The sequence below is a fragment of the Microbacterium phycohabitans genome (genome assembly GCF_032464935.1).
GTDB lineage: Bacteria > Actinomycetota > Actinomycetes > Actinomycetales > Microbacteriaceae > Microbacterium > Microbacterium phycohabitans.
In genome coordinates this window covers 76,070-94,985 of sequence record NZ_JAWDIT010000005.1, presented here as the reverse complement: position 1 = coordinate 94,985, position 18,916 = coordinate 76,070, and the positions used below count along the sequence as shown (strand labels likewise).

The window sequence follows — 18,916 nt, the reverse complement described above, 5'->3', positions numbered from 1 at the left end:
CTTCGGACGGGGCGGTTCGTCGTTCGCGCGACTACCACCCCGTCTGCGCCCCGGGCAAGCCTGAGGCGGCGGAAATCCTCCGCTCGGCAGGATGGACAGACGACGAGGGGGCCGTCAGAGCCCCGCACCGAGGCGAGGGGGCCGGATGCGAACGGTGAGACGAATCGTGGCCGGAGCCTCGGCCCTGGCCCTCGCGGGCACGCTCGGGGCCTGCGCGGCAGACGACGGGGTGCCGACCCTGACCTGGTACATCAACCCCGACGACGGCGGTCAGGCCGAGATCGCGGCATCCTGCACGGAGGCCGCGAACGGGGCGTACCGCATCGAGACCTCGCTGCTGCCGCGCGACGCGGCCTCGCAGCGCGAGCAGCTCGCCCGGCGCCTCGCCGCCAGCGACCGCTCGCTCGACATCATGAGCCTCGACCCGCCCTTCATCCCCGAGCTCGCCGAGCCCGGCTTCCTCGCGCCGGTGCCCGCCGACCTGCAGAACACCGACGGAGTCGTGCAGGGCGCGGTGCAGTCGGCGAGCTGGAACGGCGAGCTCGTGACCGTGCCCTTCTGGGCCAACACGCAGCTGCTCTGGTACCGCAAGTCGGTCGCCGAGGCGGCGGGTCTCGACATGACCCAGCCGGTCACGTGGGACCAGATCATCCAGGCCGCCCAGGACCAGAACAAGCAGCTCGGCGTGCAGGGCGCGCTCGCCGAGTCGCTCACGGTGTGGATCACCGCGCTCGTCGCCTCGGGCGGCGGGAAGATCCTCGAGAACCCCGAGGCGAAGCCCGACGAGATGCAGCTCGGGCTCGAATCCGACGCGGGCAAGAAGGCCGCCGAGATCATCGGGCGCATCGGCTCGTCGGGACTCGGCGGCGCGGGGCTTCCGACCGCCGACGAGAACGCGAGCATGAACCTCTTCCAGGGCGACAACGGCTCGTTCATGGTCAACTGGCCCTTCGTCTACCCCGCCATGCAGGCCGCAGCCCCCGAGGTCGTCGACGACCTCGGCTGGGCGGTGTACCCCCGCGTGGATGCCGAGACCCCGGCCGCTCCGCCGGTGGGCGGAATCAACCTCGGCGTCGGGGCCTACAGCGAGAACGTCGACCTCGCCTGGCAGGCGGTGGCGTGCATCGTGAGCCCCGAGAACCAGGCGCAGTACTTCGTCACCAACGGCAACCCGCCGTCCAACCTCGCCGCATACGACGACGCCGAGGTGAACGAGAAGTTCCCGATGGCCTCGACCATCGCGGAGTCGTTGCAGCTGGGCGCCCCGCGACCGCAGACGCCGTACTACAACGAGATCTCCATCGGTCTGCAGCGCACGTGGCATCCGCCGAACGCGGTGAGCCCCGACTCGACGCCGCAGTCCTCGACCGACTTCATCCTCGCGGTGCTCAGAGGGGAGCGACTGCTGTGACCGACACGACCGTCACCCGCGCCGAACGGCGCGCGGACCCGCCCGCCCCGACGAAGAAACGGCGCTCCGATCGGGCGCGGGCCGAGGCGCGGCTGGGGTGGATGCTCGCGGGTCCCGCGTTCGGCATCATGTTGCTGGTCACCCTGTACCCGATCGTGCAGGCCCTGTGGGACTCCCTGTTCAGCCTGCGCCTGACCGCGCCCGACGACCGCGAGTTCATCTGGTTCCGCAACTACCAGGTGATCCTTGGCGACCCGGCGTTCTGGCAGTCGATGGGGGTGACGCTGTTCATCACGGTCGTGACGGTGCTGCTCGAACTGATCATCGGCTTCGGTTTCGCCCTCGTCATGCACCGGGCCATCAAGAAGCTCCGCGGCTTCGCCCGCACGGCGATCCTCGTGCCCTACGGCATCATCACCGTCGTGTCGGCCTTCGCGTTCTTCTACGCGTTCGACATCAACTCCGGCGGATACGTCAACAGCTGGCTGTCGTGGATCCCCGGGTTCGACGAGAACCTCAACTGGTTCGCCTACCAGGGCACGTCGCTGACGGTCATCATCCTCAGCGAGGTGTGGAAGACGACCCCCTTCATCTCCCTCCTGCTGCTGTCGGGGCTGGCGCAGGTGCCGGGCGATCTCGAGGAGGCCGCCAAGGTCGACGGAGCGACGTCGTGGGAGGTGCTGCGCCGCGTCATCCTGCCGAACATGAAGGCCGCGATCATGGTCGCGGTGCTTTTCCGCACGCTCGAGGCGTTCCGCATCTTCGACAACATCTTCATCATGACCGCCGGTGCCAACGACACCGAGGCACTGTCGCTGCTGGCGTACAACACCTCGATCGGTCGGCTCGAGATCGGGCTCGGATCGGCGATCTCGGTGCTGCTGTTCCTCAGCGTGCTGATCATCGCCGGCATCTTCATCAAGGGCTTCAAGGTGGACCTTTCCGCAGGGAGGAATGGCTGATGCGCGCAATGACCTGGCCCCAGCGGATCACGTGGCTCGTGATCATCGCCGTCGTGCTGGTGTGGTCGCTCTTCCCGGTGTTCTCGATCCTCATGACGTCGTTCAAGACGCAAGCCGGACTCTTCTCGGGGACGCTGCTGCCCACCGAGTGGACGCTCGACAACTACGCCACGATCCTCGCCCCGGGCGGCAGCGCGCAGGATCTCTTCCTGCCGGCCCTGCGCAACTCGATCGGCATCTCCCTCATCGCGACCTTCATCGCGGTGGTGCTGGCCACGCTCTGCGCCTACGCGATCGCGCGGCTGGACTTCCCCGGCAAGCGCATCATCCTCACCACGGCGCTCGCGGTGTCGGTGTTCCCGATCGTCTCGATCGTCACGCCGCTGTTCAACCTGTGGCGCGTCGTCGGCCTCTACGACACCTGGCTCGGGCTGATCATCCCGTACCTCTCGCTCACCCTGCCGATCTCGATCTGGACCCTCGCGGCCTTCTTCCGCCAGATCCCGTGGGAGCTCGAGCAGGCGGCGCAGGTCGACGGGGCCACGCCCTTCGAGGCGTTCCGCAAGACCGTGGTGCCGCTCGCGGCCCCCGGGGTGTTCACCACCGCGATCATCGCGTTCTTCATCGCGTGGAACGACTTCGTCTACGGCATCTCGCTCACTTCAACGGATGCCGCCCGCCCGGTGCCCGCGGCCCTGTCGTTCTTCACGGGCGCCTCGCAGTTCGAGGAACCCACCGGCGCCATCTCGGCCGCCGCCATCGTGGTGACCATCCCCATCGTCATCGTCGTCGTCATCTTCCAGCGTCGGATCGTGTCGGGTCTCACCCAGGGCGCGGTCAAGGGTTAAAGGAGCAGCACCTCATGGCATCCATCACTCTGAACAGAATCGTCAAGACATACGACGACGGCTTCACCGCGGTCAAGGGCGTCGACCTCGACATCGCGGACGGCGAGTTCGTGATCCTCGTCGGTCCCTCGGGCTGCGGCAAGTCGACACTGCTGCGCATGATCGTGGGACTCGAGGACATCTCCGACGGCGAGCTGCGGATCGGCGACGAGGTCGTCAACGACAAGGCGCCGAAGGACCGCAACCTCGCGATGGTGTTCCAGAACTACGCGCTCTACCCGCACCTGACCGTGTACGAGAACATCGCGTTCCCGATGCGGCTGAAGTCGAGCGACCTCGACGACAAAGAGATCGACGAGCGCGTGCGCCGGGCGTCGAAGCTGCTGGAGCTCGACGAGCACCTCGAGCGCAAGCCCGCGAACCTCTCGGGCGGCCAGCGCCAGCGCGTGGCGATGGGTCGCGCGATCGTGCGCAACGCGAGCGCGTTCCTCTTCGACGAGCCGTTGTCGAACCTCGACGCGAAGCTGCGCGGCCAGATGCGCACCGAGATCGCGCGCCTGCAGCGCTCGCTCGGCATCACGACCGTCTACGTCACGCACGACCAGACCGAGGCGATGACGCTCGGCGATCGCGTCGCGGTGCTGCGCCGCGGAGAGCTGCAGCAGGTCGCGAGCCCGCGGGGGCTGTACGACCAGCCGGTGAACCTTTTCGTCGCCGGCTTCATCGGCTCTCCGCCCATGAACTTCCTCAGTGGAACCGTCGACGGCGACACCCTGCGTCTGCCCTTCGCCGACGTTCCGCTCGACGACCGGCTGCGGGCCGCCGTCGAGGGACGCGACCTGGTCATCGTGGGGGTGCGTCCCGACGCCTTCGAAGACGCGGATGCCACGGAGCGCGATCTGACCGGCGGCATCACGACCGAGCTCGACATCGAGATGACCGAGTGGCTCGGCGAGGTGCTCTACGCCTACGTGCCGTACGAGACCGACGCGACGGTGAAGGAGAAGCTGTCCGAGCTCGACCGCGACCTCGACGGGGAGAGCCTGCGCACCGAGCTCGTCGTGGCCTTGGATGCCATGAGCTCCATCCGCGCCGGAGACGCCGCGCGCCTGTGGTTCTCGCCTGACGCGCTGCACCTGTTCGATCCCGAAACGGGCGTGAACCTCACGCGCGACGAGGCGAAGGCCGAGAAGCTCGAGGAGGACGCCCGCGCCGCGCGGAAGCGTGCGCTGGAGCGGGCGAAGCAGCGCGCGGAGCGCGCGGGGGCGTCGGCGTCGCGCTGACCGGTGCTTCGGCGCCGACGCCGCGAAGAACTCCGCGGATCCGGGCGTTTGAGCGCCGGGACCGTCCCGTCGCGGGGTCGGCTTCTTCGGAGGAGCACTCGGCTCAGCCGGCAGAGCCGAGCCGGCCGAGCCAGAGATAGAAGGCGACGAACGCCGCCGCGCCGCCGAGCGCGAGGAGAGCCCCGAGCACTCCGGGTGCGACGCGGGGGCGTGCGGCCACGACGGTGGCGACCACCAGTGCGACCCCGACCCCCATCTGCAGGATCCAGTACACGGGGCTCGTCGTCGCCGCCACGACCGTCAGTCCGTATGCCCCTTCGCCGATCAGCACCGCCGCGACGGGCGCGGCCGCGAACGGCTTCCACGAGCCGGGACCTCCGCGCACGAGCGAGGCGGACAGGCCGACCACGGGGCCGGCGAAGAGCCCGATGATCGTGAACGTGTCTTGGAACGGTTCGGCGTAGTAAAAGCCGCGCCAGCCCGAGACGATCCGGTACCCCTCGACGAGCAGCACGAACGACACGACGCCGAGAGCCGCGGCGAGCGGGGGCCGCGCCCGCGTCAGCCAGACGAGGCCGAACGCGAGGATCGTCCACCCACCCGCCGAGTTGGCGAACGACGCGAGGGCGTCCGGGAGCACGGTCTGGCCGAAGCTCGTCAGTCCACCGAGGGCGAGCGAGGCGGCGGCGACGGACAGGACGGGAACGAGCCAGAGTCGGGGGTGCACGTTCCCACGCTAGGAACGCCCGTGCGCGGGCGCGTCGGCCGCGGGTGGGCATCGCGTCATCCTCGAGAGGGATATCGCCGTCGTAGGCTGAGGCGATGCGGGAGTGGCATCCGGACATCCTCGGCGAAGGCTTCGAGCAGCAGACGCTGCCGCTCGGAACAGACACCGAGGGCGAGGTCGTCGCCACGCTGGTGCGCGCGAGGCCGCACCCCGGCGCGCGCCTGTTCGGCGAGTGGCGCGACATCGACGTGCTGTACGTGCACGGCTGGTCGGACTACTTCTTCCAGACGGATCTCGCTCGCTTCTTCATCGATCGCGGCGCGCGTTTCCACGCCCTCGACCTCCGCAAGTACGGTCGCAGTCTCCGCCCCGGCCAGACGCCGGGGTACACGGTGTCGCTCGACGTGTACGACGCCGACATCGCCGCCGCCCTGGATGCCATGGGCACCGCGCGCGAGGGACGACGCCTCGTGCTGCTGGGGCACAGCACCGGCGGCCTCACGCTCACGCTGTGGGCGGCGCGGCATCCCGGGGTCGCCGACCTGCTCGTGCTGAACAGCCCCTGGCTCGAGTTGCAGCTCGGGCCCCTGGGGCGTCAGGCGCTCGCCCCCATCGTCAACGTCCGCGCCCGTCTCGATCCGCTGGGAACCCATCCGGTGGTCGACCTGGGGTTCTACACGCGCGCCCAGCGCGAGCTCGGAACGCTTCCCGACAGCCCCGACGAGTGGCGTCCGGCGCAGGGCTTCCCGACCCACCCCGGGTGGCTCGCGGCGATCATCGCGGGGCACGCGCGGGTGGCATCCGGGGTCGACGTGGGGTGTCCCGCCCTCGTCCTGCTCTCGCGGCGGTCCACCCCGGCGCTCACGTGGAACGACACGATGCTCGCGAGCGACTCGGTGCTCGTCGTCGACGACATCGCGCGCGCGGCGACGCGCATCTCGGCGACCGTCACGATCGCCCGCATCGACGGGGCGCTGCACGACGTGTTCCTGTCGGCACCGCGGGCTCGCGACGCGGCCTTCGCGGCACTCGCGGCGGGGGTGACGGGTTTAGCGTAGAACGCGATCGAAGGAGCACCATGATCCCCACCGCGTCCGCGACCGAACGCTACCGCGCCGCCCGAGACGAACTCCTCGCCGCTCGCACCGACGCGGCGCGCGCGGCCGCCTTCGCGTGGCCCCGCTTCGACGGGCCGTTCAACTGGGCGATCGACTGGTTCGACCCGATGGCGCGCGGAAACGACGCGACGGCGCTCATCGTCGTCGACGACGACGAGACGCACCACGAGCGCACCTTCGACGAGCTCGCGCGCCGTTCCGACCAGGTGGCCGCCTGGATGTCGTCGCGCGGTGTCGAGCGCGGCGATGCCGTGCTGCTGATGCTGAACAACCAGGTCGAGCTCTGGGAGGCGATGCTCGCCATCATGAAGGTCGGCGGGGTCATCGCCCCGACGACGACCGCCCTCGGGCGCGTCGACCTGTCCGACCGCATCGAGCGCGCCGACATCCGCCACGTCGTGGTCGGCGCGGCCGACGCCGACAAGTTCGACGACCTGCCCGAGGGACTCGGGCGCATCGTGGTCGGCGGAACGCACCCGGGGTGGGCGTCGTACGACGACGCGTTCCTCGTGGATGCCGAGCCGGCACGGCACCCGGGGAGCACCGCCGACGAGCGTCTGCTGCTGTACTTCACCTCGGGGACGACGTCGAAGCCGAAGCTCGTCGAGCACACGCACTCCTCCTACCCGGTCGGGCACCTGAGCACCATGTACTGGCTGGGCCTGCAGCCCGGAGACGTGCACCTCGCCATCAGCTCGCCGGGCTGGGCGAAGCACGCGTGGAGCCTGTTCTTCGCCCCGTGGATCGCCGGGGCGACCGTTCTTGCTCTGAACTACTCGCGGTTCTCGGCCGAGCGTCTGCTGGCCGAGCTGGAGAACGACCGCGTCACCACCTTCTGCGCCCCGCCGACCGTGTGGCGCATGCTCATCCAGGCCGATCTGACGGGGCGCCGCGGCGCGCTGCGCGAGGTCGTGTCGGCGGGGGAGCCGCTGAACCCGGAGGTCATCGCCTCGGTGCAGCGCGCGTGGGGCCTCGACATCCGCGACGGGTACGGGCAGACCGAGATGACCGCGGTCGTGGCGAACACCCCCGGCGCCCAGCTCGTTCCGGGGTCGATGGGGCGTCCCCTCCCCGGGTGCCCGGTCGTGCTCGTCGATCCCCTCACGGGAGAGCGCGCCGACGAGGGCGAGATCTGCATCGACCTGGCCGAGCGGCCGGTCAACCTCATGACCGGCTACGTGGGGGATGCCGATCGCAACGCCGAGGCGTTCGCCGACGGGCTCTTCCACACCGGCGACGTGGCCCGGCGCGACGAGACCGGCAGCATCACCTACATCGGGCGCACCGACGACGTGTTCAAGGCCTCGGACTACAAGATCAGCCCGTTCGAGCTCGAGAGCGTGCTCATCGAGCACCCGGCCGTCGTCGAGGCCGCCGTGGTCCCGGCGCCCGACGATCTGCGTCTGGCGGTGCCCAAGGCCTACATCGCGCTCGCCGGGGGCCACGACGAGGGCGAGGAGCTGGCCCTGGACATCCTGCGATTCGCGCGCGAGCGGCTCGCCCCGTTCCAGCGGGTGCGGCGCGTGGAGTTCTTCGATCTGCCCAAGACCATCTCGGGGAAGATCCGCCGCGTCGAGTTGCGCCAGCGCGAGGAGGCCGTCTTCCGTGGTGAGGTCACGTGCGTGGAGTGGCGCGACGACACGCTTCGGGGCTGATCCGCCGCAACCCCTCGCGCGGCGGGCCGCCGTCGTGTGAGCATCGGAAGATGGACCACGAGAAGAAGCAGCCCTTCGAGAACCCCACCGTCGACGACGAGAGCGACATGCCCTCGCGCCAGGAGGAACGCAACGTCGGTCGCGACACAGAGCGCGAGATCACCCAGATGATCAACGGCATCGAGGGCTGAGCTCCTCGTTGCGTCCCCGAGCCGCCTGGGCCGTCGCGATCGGCGTCGTCGTGGTCGCGGGTGTGGTCGGCGTCGCCGCGGTCATGGTGACCGGAGCGGGGGAGTCTCCCACCGCCGCACCGGCGGCATCCGGCTCCGCACGACCGACCGATGCGACGAGTCCCACGCGCACGCCGAGGGCCTCGCCGACACCGACCCCGACACCCACGCCCACCGCGCGGCCGGGGACCGTACTCGTCGACCGGAAAGACGACGACGGCGTCCGGATGCTCGTCGCCGGAGACTCCCTGAGCGCCGGCTTCTTCGCCACCACGAAGGACCAGGGGTTCATCCGCCTGGTCGCCGACGGGATCGGCTCGGTCGACGTCACGGGCGCCGCCCAAGCCCAGCAGACGCTCTCGACGGTCGCCGCCGTGACGGACGTCCCGTCCGACGTCGGCGTCGCGGTCGTCGAGCTCGGCACCAACGACGTCGGCGTGCCCACCCCTCTCCCCGACTTCGAGCAGCAGTACGCGGCGCTGCTGGAGCGCATCCGCTCGACCTCGCCGCGCGCGGGGCTCGTGTGCCTGGGCACCTGGACCGCCGACGGCGCGTCGTACGACGAGGTGATCGCGCGTACCTGCGGAGCGCGGGGAGGCGTGTACGTCGCGCTCGCGGACGCCTTCGCGAATCCCGACCTCCACGGGCCCGCGGGTCGGGAGACGTTCGCCGGCGCCGGCGACGAGTTCCACCCCAACGACGCGGGTCACCGGGCGATCGCGGATGCCGTGCTCTCGGCGTTGACGTACTGACGCGCGCCCTCAGCGTCGAGGGCGAGTCGTCACACCGGCTCGGTCGTGCGGATGAGGCCGCAGTTCACGCACGACCAAGCGACGAGGAAGCGCTCGTCGTCGAGGATCTCGAAGCGCAGCGGGTCGCCGCACGTCGGGCACGTGAGGGGGTCGAGCGGCCGGCTCATCGGGCGAAGGTCACGTGGACCACACCGCTCTCCGCGACCTCGGAGGTGACGGTGTAGCCGGTGTCGAGGCCGGGGAGGTCATCCCACAGGCGACCGCCGCGGCCCAGGACGACGGGACGCACCGCCACGTGCAGGCGGTCGACGATTCCGGCGGCAAGAGCGGCGCGCACGGTGGACAACCCGCCGCCCACGCGCACGTCGGCGCCGTCGGCGAGATCGCTCGCGCGGGCCACGGCATCCGTGATGCTCTCCGACGAGAACTCGAAGCGGGTGCCGTTGGCGAAGGCGATCGGCTCGCGCGGCCGGTGGGTCAGCACGATGACGGGCACGCGGAAGGGCGGCTCGTCGCCCCACCACCCGCGCCACTCGGGGTCGTCGGGGAAGGAGTGGAGGCCGAACATCGCCGCCCCCATGACCTCTGCGCCGACGCCCTCGAAGTACGCCGCCGCGTAGCGGTCGTCGATGCCGGTCGTCCCCGCGCCCGAGGTGTCGCCGAACACGCGCGTGCGGAACGTGCGCGTGGCCATGTAGTCCTCGACGAGCCGGCCCCAGTCCGCGCCCATGGGGTTCTCGGGCGTCGGATCCGCGGGCGCGGCGACCCCGTCGAGGGAGATGTTCAGATCGACGCGGACGGCCACGGCGTGCTCCCTGGGGGTGCGATCAGCGGTAGTTCGTGAACTGCAGATCGACGTCGAGGTCGGCGGCCTTCAGCAGGCGCTGCACTTCCTGCAGGTCGTCGCGCGACTTCGACTGCACGCGGAGCTCGTCGCCCTGGATCTGCGACTTCACGCCCTTGGGACCCTCGTCGCGGATGATCTTGCCGATCTTCTTCGCATTCTCCTGCGAGATGCCCTCCTTCAGCGTGGAGGTGATGCGGTACTCCTTGCCGCTCTGCACCGGCTCGCCGCTCTCGAGGCTCTTCAGCGAGATGCCGCGCTTGATGAGTTTGGTCTGGAAGACGTCGAGCACGGCGTTCGCGCGCTCCTCCGAGTTCGCCTTGATGACGATCGACTCGCCGCTCCACGCGATGGAGGCGTCGGTGCCCTTGAAGTCGTAGCGCTGCTCGACCTCTTTGTGCGCCTGGTTGAGGGCGTTGTCGGCTTCCTGCCGGTCGATCTTGGAGACGATGTCAAACGATGAGTCAGCCATGATCCAAAGGTACCGGGGCTCGCGGCCGGCGTCCCGGGGGTGGACGTCGTGTCCTCTTCGCGCACGAGCATCGACAGCTCGCGCCGTCCCGCCTAGCGTCGACGGATGGCCGTGCGCAGAAAGCCCCTCGTCCTGACCGTGCTCGCCGCTGCGGTGATCGTGACCGCGGGGTGCTCTCCCGACGCCGAGCCCCGGACGGTTCCCTCGTCGACCGCGACCCCCGCGCCGGCGGCCGAGAGCCCGGTCCCGTACGCGGTACCCTCCGCGGGGCCGGACGAGATCGCCCGCGCCGTCTTCGAGGTCGTCGACGGCGTCGACACCACCGATTCGGTGCTCTCCGACGCCCTCGACGCCGACGATTCGCTCACGGTGGAGGGGCAGTGCGAGGGAGGGGAGTGGATGACCTACGCGCTGCGGGACTCCCGGCCGGAGGGCGACGGCGCGATCCTGACCTCCGGGAGGTTCCGATGCGACTCATCCGCTCCGCAGGGCAACACGTACGGCGTCGGATTGTCGGGCACGGTGCAGGTGGTGCTGACCGTCGACTCCGGCACCGAGCGCGCCTGGGTGACCGTGAAGAAGTGACCAGGGCCCGCGCCACGCTCCGTCTGCGCTCGTAGACTCGGATGCCATGCGAGCACTCACCGAAGACGAGGTCAGGGGCGCGTTCGTCAACGCCACCCCCGACGAGCTGCGGATCATCGCCCTGCCCCACGATTTCCTCCTGGCGGACTGGGACCACCTCGACTTCCTCGCGTGGCGCGATCCCCGCACTCGCGCGCGCGGTTACGTGCTGACGGAGCACGACGGCGAGCCGACGGCCGTGGTGCTGCGCGCCGCCGACGGCCAGTCGCGGGCCCGGTCGGCGATGTGCAACCTCTGTCACACGATGCAGCCCGGCGACCAGGTGTCGTTGTTCACGGCGCGCAAGGCCGGAGAGGCGGGGGAGCACGGCGACACCGTCGGCACGTACATCTGCGCCGACCTGTCGTGCCACGAGACGGTGCGCCTCGCGGCCCCGCTCGCTCCCAGCGAGATCCGCGCGAGCGTCGACCGCAAGATCGACGGCACCAAGCGGCGTACCGAGGAGTTCGTCTCGCGCGTGCTCGACGCCGCGGGGGTGTCACGGTGACCGGACGCGTGGTCGTGATCGGCGACGCCCTCATCGACGAACTGCGCGACGAGACGGGCGTTCGCGAGTTCGTCGGCGGTGCCGGACTGAACGTGGCCGTGGGTCTGTCACGGCTCGGGGTGCCGGCATCCCTCATCGCCATGGTCGGAGACGACGAGGCGGGAGAGCAGATCCGCCGCTACCTCGAGGAATACGACGTCGAGCTGCTGGCGAGCCCGTCGGCGCACGGCACCTCGCGCGCGGTCAGCACGCGATCGCCGGGCGGGGAGCCCGAGTACGTCTTCAACGAGGCCGCCCAGAACCGTCGCGTGGCGTACGGCGAGGCCGAACACGCGGCGATCGCCGCGGCTCCCATGGTCGTCGTCAGCTGCTTCCCCTTCGACGATCGCGAGCAGACCGATCTCCTCGTGGATGCCACGGCCTCCGCCTCCACGCCCCTCGCGATCGACCCGAATCCGCGCAGCGGCATGCTGCACGACCGCGCCGAGTTCGTCCGCGGCTTCGAGAAGGCGGCATCCGCGGCGCTGCTCGTGAAGGTCGGAGAGGATGACGCGCACCTGCTCTACGACGCGCCGTTGGAGCAGCTCCGCGAGAAGCTCGTCGACCTCGGCGTCGACGCGGTGCTGGCCACCTACGGTGCCGGAGGAGCGGCGATCGACGCGGGCGGCATCTCGGTCTCGCGCGCCATCTCCGATCTGCCGGGCCGGATCGTCGACACGATGGGCGGGGGCGATGCCGTGCTCGCCACGACCGCAGCCCTCGTGCGCCACGGCCTCCCGGCGACGGCGCAGGAGTGGGATGCCGTGCTCTCGCGCGCCATGGATGTGGCGGCCGCGACCTGCCGGCACGAGGGAGCGCTGCTGCGCACGCCCGAGTGAGGGCGCGGCGTGGTTTGAGGCACCCCTCCGGGGATAGTAGAGTGGTTTCTCGCGCCTCTGGTCGACTGCGAAAGCCGGGCGGGTGCGCATCTGGCGAGTTACCCAAGCGGCCAAAGGGATCTGACTGTAAATCAGACTGCATTGCATTCGGGGGTTCGAATCCCTCACTCGCCACCGAAAGAGAAAACCCCTCCTCGCGGAGGGGTTTTTCTTTTGTCGGGCGGCCTGCCCACGGGGCGCGACCGCGCGGGGTCAGCAGCCGGCGAGCAGGGCCTTCGACTTCGTCTCGAGGAAGGCGACGAACGCGCCGAGCACGTTGACCTCGTTGCCGAGGGTCACCAGTTCGACGGCGCCGAGCTCGATGGTGGCGTCGCGCGCCTCCATCGTCGCCTTCCAGCTTCCGTCGCCCCCGGCGATCGGCTGCAGGTAGGTGATGGTCTTGGCGTTGCTGAGGTCGACGACGATCAGGCCGATGTCGGCGTCGGGATCGGCGTCGTCATCCTGCTCGAGCACGCGCATGTCGCTGCCCGTGAGGTAGCCGAGATCGCGGAACTCCGTCAGCCACGCCTCGAGCAGAGCCATATCGAGCAGCTTGCGTACCGGCATCCGTCACCTCGATTCACGCGCATGAATGTCACACGCCCCCCACATTATGGAGGGCGTGAGGGGCGGGTGGTCGCGGGCGGCGAAGCGTGATATCAGGCGGCGCGCACCGCGCGACCGGACGCGTGTCGAGCGGGCTGCGCCGGAGTGCGCGAGGCCTCTTCGGCTGCTTCCCAGGTGCGGGTGTCGACCACGAGGCCGGATGCGGCGTTCGCCTGATCGGCGAGGGCGCGGAGGTAGTCGCCGACGAGCTGCTCGGGCTCGGGCGATTCGAAGACGAAGCGCAGGGGGATGGCGGGCTGGAGCCAGATGGTCGAGCGGCCGCTCTCCTCGTCAGTCCCGGTCCAGGTCAGGGTGAAAGACTCCCCGCGACGCAGCTTCGTCGACGTGATCACCTTGATGTAGCCCATCAGGCGATCGGGGAGGGAGATGGGGGCCGTGTCAGAACCGTAGAACAGCGTTGCCATGATGATCTCCTTCGTCGAGAGGTCGGACGTGATTGATCTTCAAGGTAGCACGTATTTCACAAATTTAATTATCTTCGTGAAATACTCGGTTCTCTCATTAGACTGGGCCCCAGCGATCGGCCGGATCGCGCCGAGAGGGGGTGTGCCGTGTCTCACGCCTCTGCCCTGCTCGCAGCGCTCGACGATTACGTCGCCGCGCGCGACGAGGCCATCGCGCAGGCCCGCCGTGACCTGAACGTGAGCGAGCTCGAGGCGTCGGCGCTCTCGCGGATCGCCGACGAACCCGGCATCCGCCCCTCTAATCTGCGCGCGCACCTCGGGGTCACCGCCGCCGGCGTCACGACGCTCGTCGACCGCCTGATCGGCCGCGGCCTGCTGCGTCGGGAGCTCGACGAAGACGATCGGCGCGTCAACCACATCCACCTCGAGATCGACCTCGACACCGAGCCCTGGGTGGCTCTGCGGCGGTTCCCGCGCGAGGTCGAAGAGGCCGTCCGTTCGGAGCCCGCCGAGGTCGCGACGGCCGCGGCCGAGATGCTCGTGCGCATCACCGAGCGCGTTCGCGCTCGCCGCTGACGCCTTCCGCGCCGCTTCGCGCGACGCGATCCGCGCCGCTGAGGACGATGCGCCCGCCGTCGAGGTCGACGATCCGGTCCGCCGCGGCGATGAGCCGCTCGTCGTGACTGACGCACACCACCGTGGCCCCGCGCTCGATCTCGTGGGCGATGGCCGCGCGATTGCGCTCGGCGCTCGCGGCGTCGAGGCCGGTCGTGGGCTCGTCGAGCAGGAGCACGTCGGCGCCGCGGGCGAGTCCCTGGGCGAGGAGGGTTCGCTGCCGCTGTCCGCCCGACAGGATGCCGAACGGGCGTCGCGCGAGATCCGCCACGTCGAGGCGGCGCAGGGCGTCGTCGATGGCGGTGCGATCGGCGGGGCCGAGGGGGCGGAAGGGCCCCGCCCGTCCCCATGCGCCGATCGCGACGACGTCGCGGACGGTCAGGGGCAGGTGTTCGCTCACCGCTGCGCGCTGAGGGACGAACGAGCGCGAGAGCCCGTGGGCGTCGACGCTGCCGGATGACGGCTCCCGGGCCCCCGCCAGGGTCTCGAGCAGCGTCGACTTGCCCGCCCCGTTGGGCCCGACGATCACCGTGAGGGCGCCGCGGGTCACGACCAGGTCCACCCCGTCGAGCGCGGTCGCGTCGCCGAAGGTCACGCGGAGGGCGTGGGCTGTGAGGGCGGCGACGGGCGAAGAAAGGAAAGGCACGGCATCCACTATACGAGTTTGAGAATCGTTATCACTTAACGCTACGGTCGGACACCGTGTCCTGGCTCACCGATCCCTTCTCCATCGACTTCGTGCTGCGCGCGCTGTGCGGCGGCGTGCTCGTGGCGGTGCTGTGCGCGGTGGCGGGGACCTGGGTGATCGTGCGTGGGATGGCGTTCCTCGGCGAGGCGCTGGCCCACGGGATGCTCCCCGGTGTCGCCCTCGCGACCGTCGCGGGCGTGCCCGTGCTCTTCGGCGCGGCCGCGAGCGCGATCGTGATGAGCCTCGGGATCGGTGCGCTCCAGCGCCGCGCGAAGCTGTCGTACGACACGAGCATCGGACTGTTGTTCGTCGGCATGCTCGCCCTCGGCGTGATCGTCATCTCGCACGCGGGGAGCTTCGCGACGGATGCCACGGCCATCCTGTTCGGCGACATCCTGGCGGTCGGAACCGACGACCTCGTCGTGCTCGCGATCGCGGCGGCGATCGGGGTGGGCACGGCGGCGGTCGCGCATCGCGCGCTCGTCGCGGCCGCCGTGGACGAACGCGTCGCGACGGTGCTCGGACTCCGGCCCCGGCTCGCGCAGACGGTGCTCGTGGGCCTGGTCACCCTCGCCGTCGTCGCGTCGTACCAGGCGGTCGGCTCGCTGCTGGTGGTGGGCCTGCTCGTGGCCCCCGCGGTGGCGGCGCGGCAGTGGACCGCCCGCATCCCGTCGACCATGCTGATCGCCGCCGTCGTGGGCTCCGCCGCCGTCGCCGTGGGACTGCTCGTCTCCTGGCACGCGGCCACCGCCGCCGGCGCCACCATCGCCGCCACCGCGATCGCCGGTGCCGGGGTGTCCTGGGCTCTGCGCGCGTCGATCGACGCCGCCCGCCGCCGCGTGGCATCCCCCGTCCCCGTTCCCCTCTGACACGAAGGCCGCTCATGCTCTCCGTCCCACGCCGATCCGCCCTCCTGGGGGCGCTCGGTCTGCTCGCCCTCACCGGCTGCGCCGCTCCCACCGCGCCCGCCTCCCCACCCACCGCCGACACCCACGGCGCGATCGACGGAGCGGCCGAACTCGCCGAGCCCGCTCTGGGCCTGACCTCGATCGACGCCGACGGGCACGTGTCGCACCTCGACCTGCTCGAGGAGACGACCGCCGAGGTCGGCGCCGTGCGCGCCCCCGTCTCGGTGCATTCCGACGGACGGTACCTTTTCGCCGCCGACGACGAGGGTGTCTCGATCGTCGACAGCGGCGTGTGGACATGGGACCACGTCGACCACTTCCACTACTACCGGGCGCCGTCGCGCGTGATCGGCGACGTCGAGGGGCGCGGCGTCGCGACCGTGGCGACGTCGAACTCGTCGACGACGGGCGGTACGGGCCTGTTCTTCCCCGCATCCGGCGAGGCGGTGCTGCTCGACACCGAGGCGCTGTCGAGGGGCGAGGTGGTCGAGCGCTTCCGTCTGGAACGCACGGCCGGGGCCGGTCTCGTCATGCCGGTCGGTTCGTTCGCCGCCGTCGCCTCGGCGGATCAGGTGACCCTGCACGCGGCCGACGGCGCGCAGACGGGCGAGCCGGTCCCGTGCGTCGACCCGGCCGGCACCCTCACCACGCGCGTCGGGGCGGTGATCGGATGCCGCGACGGGGCCCTGCTCGTCTCGACCGCCGACGAGGGTCCCGTCGTCGAGCGGATCCCCTATCCCGCGGGCACCACCGCGCCCCGCGCGACGGTGTTCGCGAACCGGGAGGGACGCCCGACCGCGGCCGCGCCCGCAGGCGAGGCGGGAGTGTGGATGCTCGACACGCGCGAGCGCACCTGGACGCTCGTACCCACTCCCGAGCCGGTCGTCCAGGCCACGGCAGTCGACGACAAGGATTCCCACCTGCTCGCCCTCACCCCCGACGGCCGGGTGCTCGTGCTCGACGGCGAGACGGGACAGCTGCGCGCGGCATCCGTTCCCCTGGTCGGCGCGAGCCTCGCGGCCGGCCAGCCGGTGTCACTCATCGCCGATCAGCAGCGCGCGTACCTCAACGGTCCCGCGGAGGGGCGTCTGTGGGAGCTCGACTTCGCCGACGCCGCGCGCGTCGCCCGCGAGTTCACCCCCGAGCGCGCGCCGCTCTTCGTGGCGGAGACGGGGCGATGACCCTGCGACGAGCGCTCGCCGCGGCGATGACGGCGGCGCTGCTCGCGCTGACCGGATGCGCCGGGGGAGCGGCATCCGATCGGCCCCTGGTCGTGGTGACGACGAACATCCTCGGCGACGTCGTCTCGCACCTGGTCGGCGACGAGGCCGACGTGCTCACCCTCATGCGCCCCGGGGCCGATCCGCACTCGTTCGAGATCTCCGCGGCCGAGGCCGCCCGCATGCGCTCGGCCGACCTGCTCGTGGCCAACGGCCTCGGGCTCGAGGAGGGGTTGCAGCAGCACCTCGATGCGGCATCCGCCGACGGCGTCGACACGTTCGTCGCGGGCGATGCGGTCGAGGTCCTGCCCTACAGCTCGACCGACGCGGACGGCGCGGACGATCCGCACTTCTGGACCGACCCCGCGCAGATGATCGCCGTGGTCGACGCGCTGACGCCGATGCTCGAGAGCGTCGCCGGTCCCGCCGTCGCCGACCATGCCGCCGCCTACCGCGCCGAGCTCGAGACCCTGGATGCCGACATGACGGCGGCCTTCGCGGCGATCCCGGCCGAGCGGCGGGCCCTGGTCACCAACCACCACGTGTTCGGATACCTCGCCGACCGTTTCGGATTCCGCGTGATCGGGGCGATCATCCCCGGCGGGACAACCCTCGCCGCTCCCAGCGCCAGCGACCTGGCCGACCTGGTCTCGGCGATCGACGCGGCGGGCGTGCCGACCATCTTCGCGGAGTCGTCGTCGCCGGATCGACTCGTGCGCGCGCTCGCCGACGAGGCCGATCGGCGGGTCGAGGTGACCGAGCTGTTCACCGAGTCGCTCACCGACGCCGCGGGCGACGCCCCCGACTACCTGACCATGATGCGCGTCAACACGGAGCGCATCGCCACCGGCCTGTCGCCCTGAGCGACCGGCCACCACCTGAGAAAGAGAAATCACATGCGCACTTCCTCCTTCCGTCGCGCGGGCCTGCTCGCGCTCGCGGTCGGCGCGACCGTCGGCCTCTCGGCCTGCGCGGGCGGCGCCGGTTCGGCCGCTCCCGCGGCGACGGCCCCCGCCGACGCGGCGACCCGCGTCGCCCTCTCGTACCCCGGCGGCATCCTCGTGCTCGACGGCGACACCCTCGAGACCCTCGGCGACATGCCGAGCGAGGAGTTCACCCGCCTCAACCCCGCGGGCGACGGCCGCCACGTCATGGTCACCACGAGTGCGGGTTTCCAGGTGCTGGATGCCGGCGCGTCCGACACGGAGCCCGAGCTCACCGACCTCGTGTTCGAGGCCGCCAAGCCCGGCCACGTCGTCACGCACGGCGGCACGACCGTGCTGTACGCCGACGGCACGAGCGACTCGACGATCTTCGACACCGACGCCCTCCTGGCATCCACCGATTCGCTCCCGGAGGTCGAGACCATCCCGGGCGTCGAGGCGCACCACGGCGTGTCGATCGTGCTCGAGGACGGCACCTTCCTCACCACGGTCGGCAACGCCGACGGCCGCAACGGCGTCGTGGCGAAGGACGCCTCCGGTGCCGTCATCGCCCAGACCGCGGACTGCCCCGGTGTGCACGGCGAGGGCACCGCGAAGGACGAGGTCGTGGTGTTCGGCTGCGAGAACGGCGCGCTCGTGTACGACGACGGCGCCTTCACCAAGCTGACCGCCCCCGACCAGCCCTACGGCCGCATGGGCAACGCCTACGTGAGCGAGGACAGCGCGCTCATCGTCGGCGACTACAAGGACGACCGGGATGCCGAGGGCTACCTGCTGCACCGTCTCGCCCTGATCGACACCGCGGCCAAGACGCAGCGCGTGATCGACATGCCCGCGGGCGCCGAGTACACCTTCCGCGACGTCGCCCGTGGACCGGAAGAGCTCGCGTACGTGCTCGCCTCCGACGGCTCGATCCACGTGCTCGACCCCGAGACCGGTGCGTTCACCGACGCCTTCCCCGTGATCGACGCGTGGCAGGGCCCGGTGGAGTGGCAGGACGCCCACCCCGCCATCAAGGTCTCGGGCGACATCGCCTACGTCACCGAACCCGCGAAGAACGCCGTGCACGCGGTCGACCTCACCACCGGTGAGACGGTGAAGAGCGTCACGCTCGACGTCACGCCGAACGAGATCGCGCTGACGAATTAGCCGACCGCTG

At 70.6% G+C, this 18,916-nt stretch carries 23 protein-coding genes and 1 tRNA gene; 17 read left to right on the top strand and 7 right to left on the bottom strand.

Annotation, left to right across the window (positions count from 1 at the left end; genetic code table 11):
* The first annotated feature begins 145 nt into the window (after positions 1–145).
* From RWH44_RS13940 to RWH44_RS13925, 4 genes are read left to right on the top strand one after another with little or no spacing between them, the layout of a single operon-like run.
* Positions 146–1,411 carry an extracellular solute-binding protein gene (locus tag RWH44_RS13940; protein WP_316005045.1) on the top strand — a complete coding sequence of 422 codons (1,266 nt, stop codon included), beginning with the start codon at positions 146–148 and terminating at the stop codon, positions 1,409–1,411.
* Complete coding sequence (locus RWH44_RS13935) at positions 1,408–2,373, top strand: carbohydrate ABC transporter permease (RefSeq protein WP_316005044.1); 966 nt, start codon at positions 1,408–1,410, stop codon at positions 2,371–2,373. The genes RWH44_RS13940 and RWH44_RS13935 overlap by 4 nt, the downstream gene beginning before the upstream one ends.
* Complete coding sequence (locus tag RWH44_RS13930) at positions 2,373–3,221, top strand: carbohydrate ABC transporter permease (RefSeq protein WP_316005043.1); 849 nt, start codon at positions 2,373–2,375, stop codon at positions 3,219–3,221. The genes RWH44_RS13935 and RWH44_RS13930 overlap by 1 nt, the downstream gene beginning before the upstream one ends.
* Before the next feature lie 14 nt (positions 3,222–3,235).
* Complete coding sequence (locus RWH44_RS13925; RefSeq protein WP_316005042.1) at positions 3,236–4,504, top strand: ABC transporter ATP-binding protein; 1,269 nt, start codon at positions 3,236–3,238, stop codon at positions 4,502–4,504.
* Positions 4,505–4,607: 103 nt separating this feature from the next.
* Here RWH44_RS13925 and RWH44_RS13920 read toward each other — a convergent pair whose 3' ends face one another.
* The gene (locus RWH44_RS13920; RefSeq protein WP_316005041.1) at positions 4,608–5,231 is read right to left on the bottom strand and encodes a DUF6518 family protein; all 624 of its coding nucleotides are present in this window, start codon (positions 5,229–5,231) and stop codon (positions 4,608–4,610) included.
* A gap of 95 nt (positions 5,232–5,326) precedes the next feature.
* Here RWH44_RS13920 and RWH44_RS13915 point away from each other — a divergent pair, with 95 nt between their 5' ends.
* The 4 genes from RWH44_RS13915 to RWH44_RS13900 are packed head-to-tail and all read left to right on the top strand — an operon-like array spanning position 5,327 to position 8,986.
* Complete coding sequence (locus tag RWH44_RS13915; protein ID WP_316005040.1) at positions 5,327–6,289, top strand: alpha/beta hydrolase; 963 nt, start codon at positions 5,327–5,329, stop codon at positions 6,287–6,289.
* Between the two features lie 20 nt (positions 6,290–6,309).
* Positions 6,310–8,004 (top strand): AMP-binding protein, encoded by a 1,695-nt coding sequence (locus tag RWH44_RS13910; protein ID WP_316005039.1) that lies wholly within the window; start codon positions 6,310–6,312, stop codon positions 8,002–8,004.
* A 50-nt stretch (positions 8,005–8,054) separates the two neighbouring features.
* The gene (locus RWH44_RS13905; protein WP_298873903.1) at positions 8,055–8,195 is read left to right on the top strand and encodes a hypothetical protein; all 141 of its coding nucleotides are present in this window, start codon (positions 8,055–8,057) and stop codon (positions 8,193–8,195) included.
* A gap of 8 nt (positions 8,196–8,203) precedes the next feature.
* Positions 8,204–8,986: an SGNH/GDSL hydrolase family protein gene (locus tag RWH44_RS13900; RefSeq protein ID WP_316005038.1), complete on the top strand. Its 783-nt coding sequence runs from the start codon at positions 8,204–8,206 to the stop codon at positions 8,984–8,986.
* Between the two features lie 29 nt (positions 8,987–9,015).
* Here the strand turns inward: RWH44_RS13900 and RWH44_RS13895 are convergent, their stop codons facing one another.
* The 3 genes from RWH44_RS13895 to RWH44_RS13885 are packed head-to-tail and all read right to left on the bottom strand — an operon-like array spanning position 9,016 to position 10,302.
* Positions 9,016–9,153 carry a hypothetical protein gene (locus RWH44_RS13895; RefSeq protein WP_167494239.1) on the bottom strand — a complete coding sequence of 46 codons (138 nt, stop codon included), beginning with the start codon at positions 9,151–9,153 and terminating at the stop codon, positions 9,016–9,018.
* Entirely contained in the window at positions 9,150–9,791 is a 642-nt protein-coding gene (locus RWH44_RS13890) for a dihydrofolate reductase family protein (protein ID WP_316005037.1), read from the bottom strand. The genes RWH44_RS13895 and RWH44_RS13890 overlap by 4 nt, the downstream gene beginning before the upstream one ends.
* A 22-nt stretch (positions 9,792–9,813) precedes the next feature.
* Positions 9,814–10,302: a YajQ family cyclic di-GMP-binding protein gene (locus tag RWH44_RS13885; RefSeq protein ID WP_076677322.1), complete on the bottom strand. Its 489-nt coding sequence runs from the start codon at positions 10,300–10,302 to the stop codon at positions 9,814–9,816.
* 105 nt (positions 10,303–10,407) lie between these two features.
* Between RWH44_RS13885 and RWH44_RS13880 the strand changes: the two genes are divergently transcribed.
* From RWH44_RS13880 to RWH44_RS13865, 4 genes are all read left to right on the top strand, one after another.
* Positions 10,408–10,887 carry a hypothetical protein gene (locus RWH44_RS13880; protein ID WP_316005036.1) on the top strand — a complete coding sequence of 160 codons (480 nt, stop codon included), beginning with the start codon at positions 10,408–10,410 and terminating at the stop codon, positions 10,885–10,887.
* 46 nt (positions 10,888–10,933) lie between these two features.
* Entirely contained in the window at positions 10,934–11,434 is a 501-nt protein-coding gene (locus RWH44_RS13875; protein ID WP_316005035.1) for an FBP domain-containing protein, read from the top strand.
* Entirely contained in the window at positions 11,431–12,312 is an 882-nt protein-coding gene (locus RWH44_RS13870) for a PfkB family carbohydrate kinase (RefSeq protein ID WP_316005034.1), read from the top strand. Before RWH44_RS13875 ends, RWH44_RS13870 begins: the two co-directional genes overlap by 4 nt.
* A gap of 92 nt (positions 12,313–12,404) precedes the next feature.
* Positions 12,405–12,486 (top strand) — tRNA-Tyr (locus RWH44_RS13865).
* Between the two features lie 78 nt (positions 12,487–12,564).
* Here the strand turns inward: RWH44_RS13865 and RWH44_RS13860 are convergent.
* Together RWH44_RS13860 and RWH44_RS13855 are read right to left on the bottom strand one after the other, a co-directional pair.
* The gene (locus RWH44_RS13860; protein ID WP_316005033.1) at positions 12,565–12,918 is read right to left on the bottom strand and encodes a hypothetical protein; all 354 of its coding nucleotides are present in this window, start codon (positions 12,916–12,918) and stop codon (positions 12,565–12,567) included.
* Between the two features lie 92 nt (positions 12,919–13,010).
* Positions 13,011–13,382, bottom strand: a complete 372-nt coding sequence (locus RWH44_RS13855; protein ID WP_316005032.1) for a DUF7882 family protein — start codon at positions 13,380–13,382, stop codon at positions 13,011–13,013.
* A 147-nt stretch (positions 13,383–13,529) separates the two neighbouring features.
* On the opposite strand from RWH44_RS13855, the gene RWH44_RS13850 reads away from it, so the two are divergent.
* Positions 13,530–13,958, top strand: a complete 429-nt coding sequence (locus tag RWH44_RS13850) for a MarR family winged helix-turn-helix transcriptional regulator (RefSeq protein WP_316005031.1) — start codon at positions 13,530–13,532, stop codon at positions 13,956–13,958.
* Here the strand turns inward: RWH44_RS13850 and aztA are convergent.
* Entirely contained in the window at positions 13,930–14,643 is a 714-nt protein-coding gene (aztA, locus tag RWH44_RS13845) for a zinc ABC transporter ATP-binding protein AztA (protein WP_316005030.1), read from the bottom strand. The two genes, RWH44_RS13850 and aztA, sit on opposite strands and share 29 nt — an antisense overlap.
* A 56-nt stretch (positions 14,644–14,699) precedes the next feature.
* Between aztA and aztB the strand changes: the two genes are divergently transcribed.
* The 4 genes from aztB to aztD are packed head-to-tail and all read left to right on the top strand — an operon-like array spanning position 14,700 to position 18,906.
* Positions 14,700–15,554 (top strand): zinc ABC transporter permease AztB, encoded by an 855-nt coding sequence (aztB, locus tag RWH44_RS13840; protein WP_316005029.1) that lies wholly within the window; start codon positions 14,700–14,702, stop codon positions 15,552–15,554.
* Between the two features lie 14 nt (positions 15,555–15,568).
* Positions 15,569–16,774 carry an ABC transporter gene (locus RWH44_RS13835; RefSeq protein WP_316005028.1) on the top strand — a complete coding sequence of 402 codons (1,206 nt, stop codon included), beginning with the start codon at positions 15,569–15,571 and terminating at the stop codon, positions 16,772–16,774.
* Positions 16,775–16,776: 2 nt separating this feature from the next.
* A complete protein-coding gene (aztC, locus tag RWH44_RS13830) occupies positions 16,777–17,676 on the top strand; it encodes a zinc ABC transporter substrate-binding protein AztC (protein WP_316005167.1) in 900 nt (299 codons plus the stop codon).
* A gap of 33 nt (positions 17,677–17,709) precedes the next feature.
* On the top strand, positions 17,710–18,906 hold the full coding sequence (gene aztD, locus RWH44_RS13825; RefSeq protein ID WP_316005027.1) for a zinc metallochaperone AztD: 1,197 nt from the start codon (positions 17,710–17,712) through the stop codon (positions 18,904–18,906).
* Positions 18,907–18,916 lie beyond the last annotated feature (10 nt).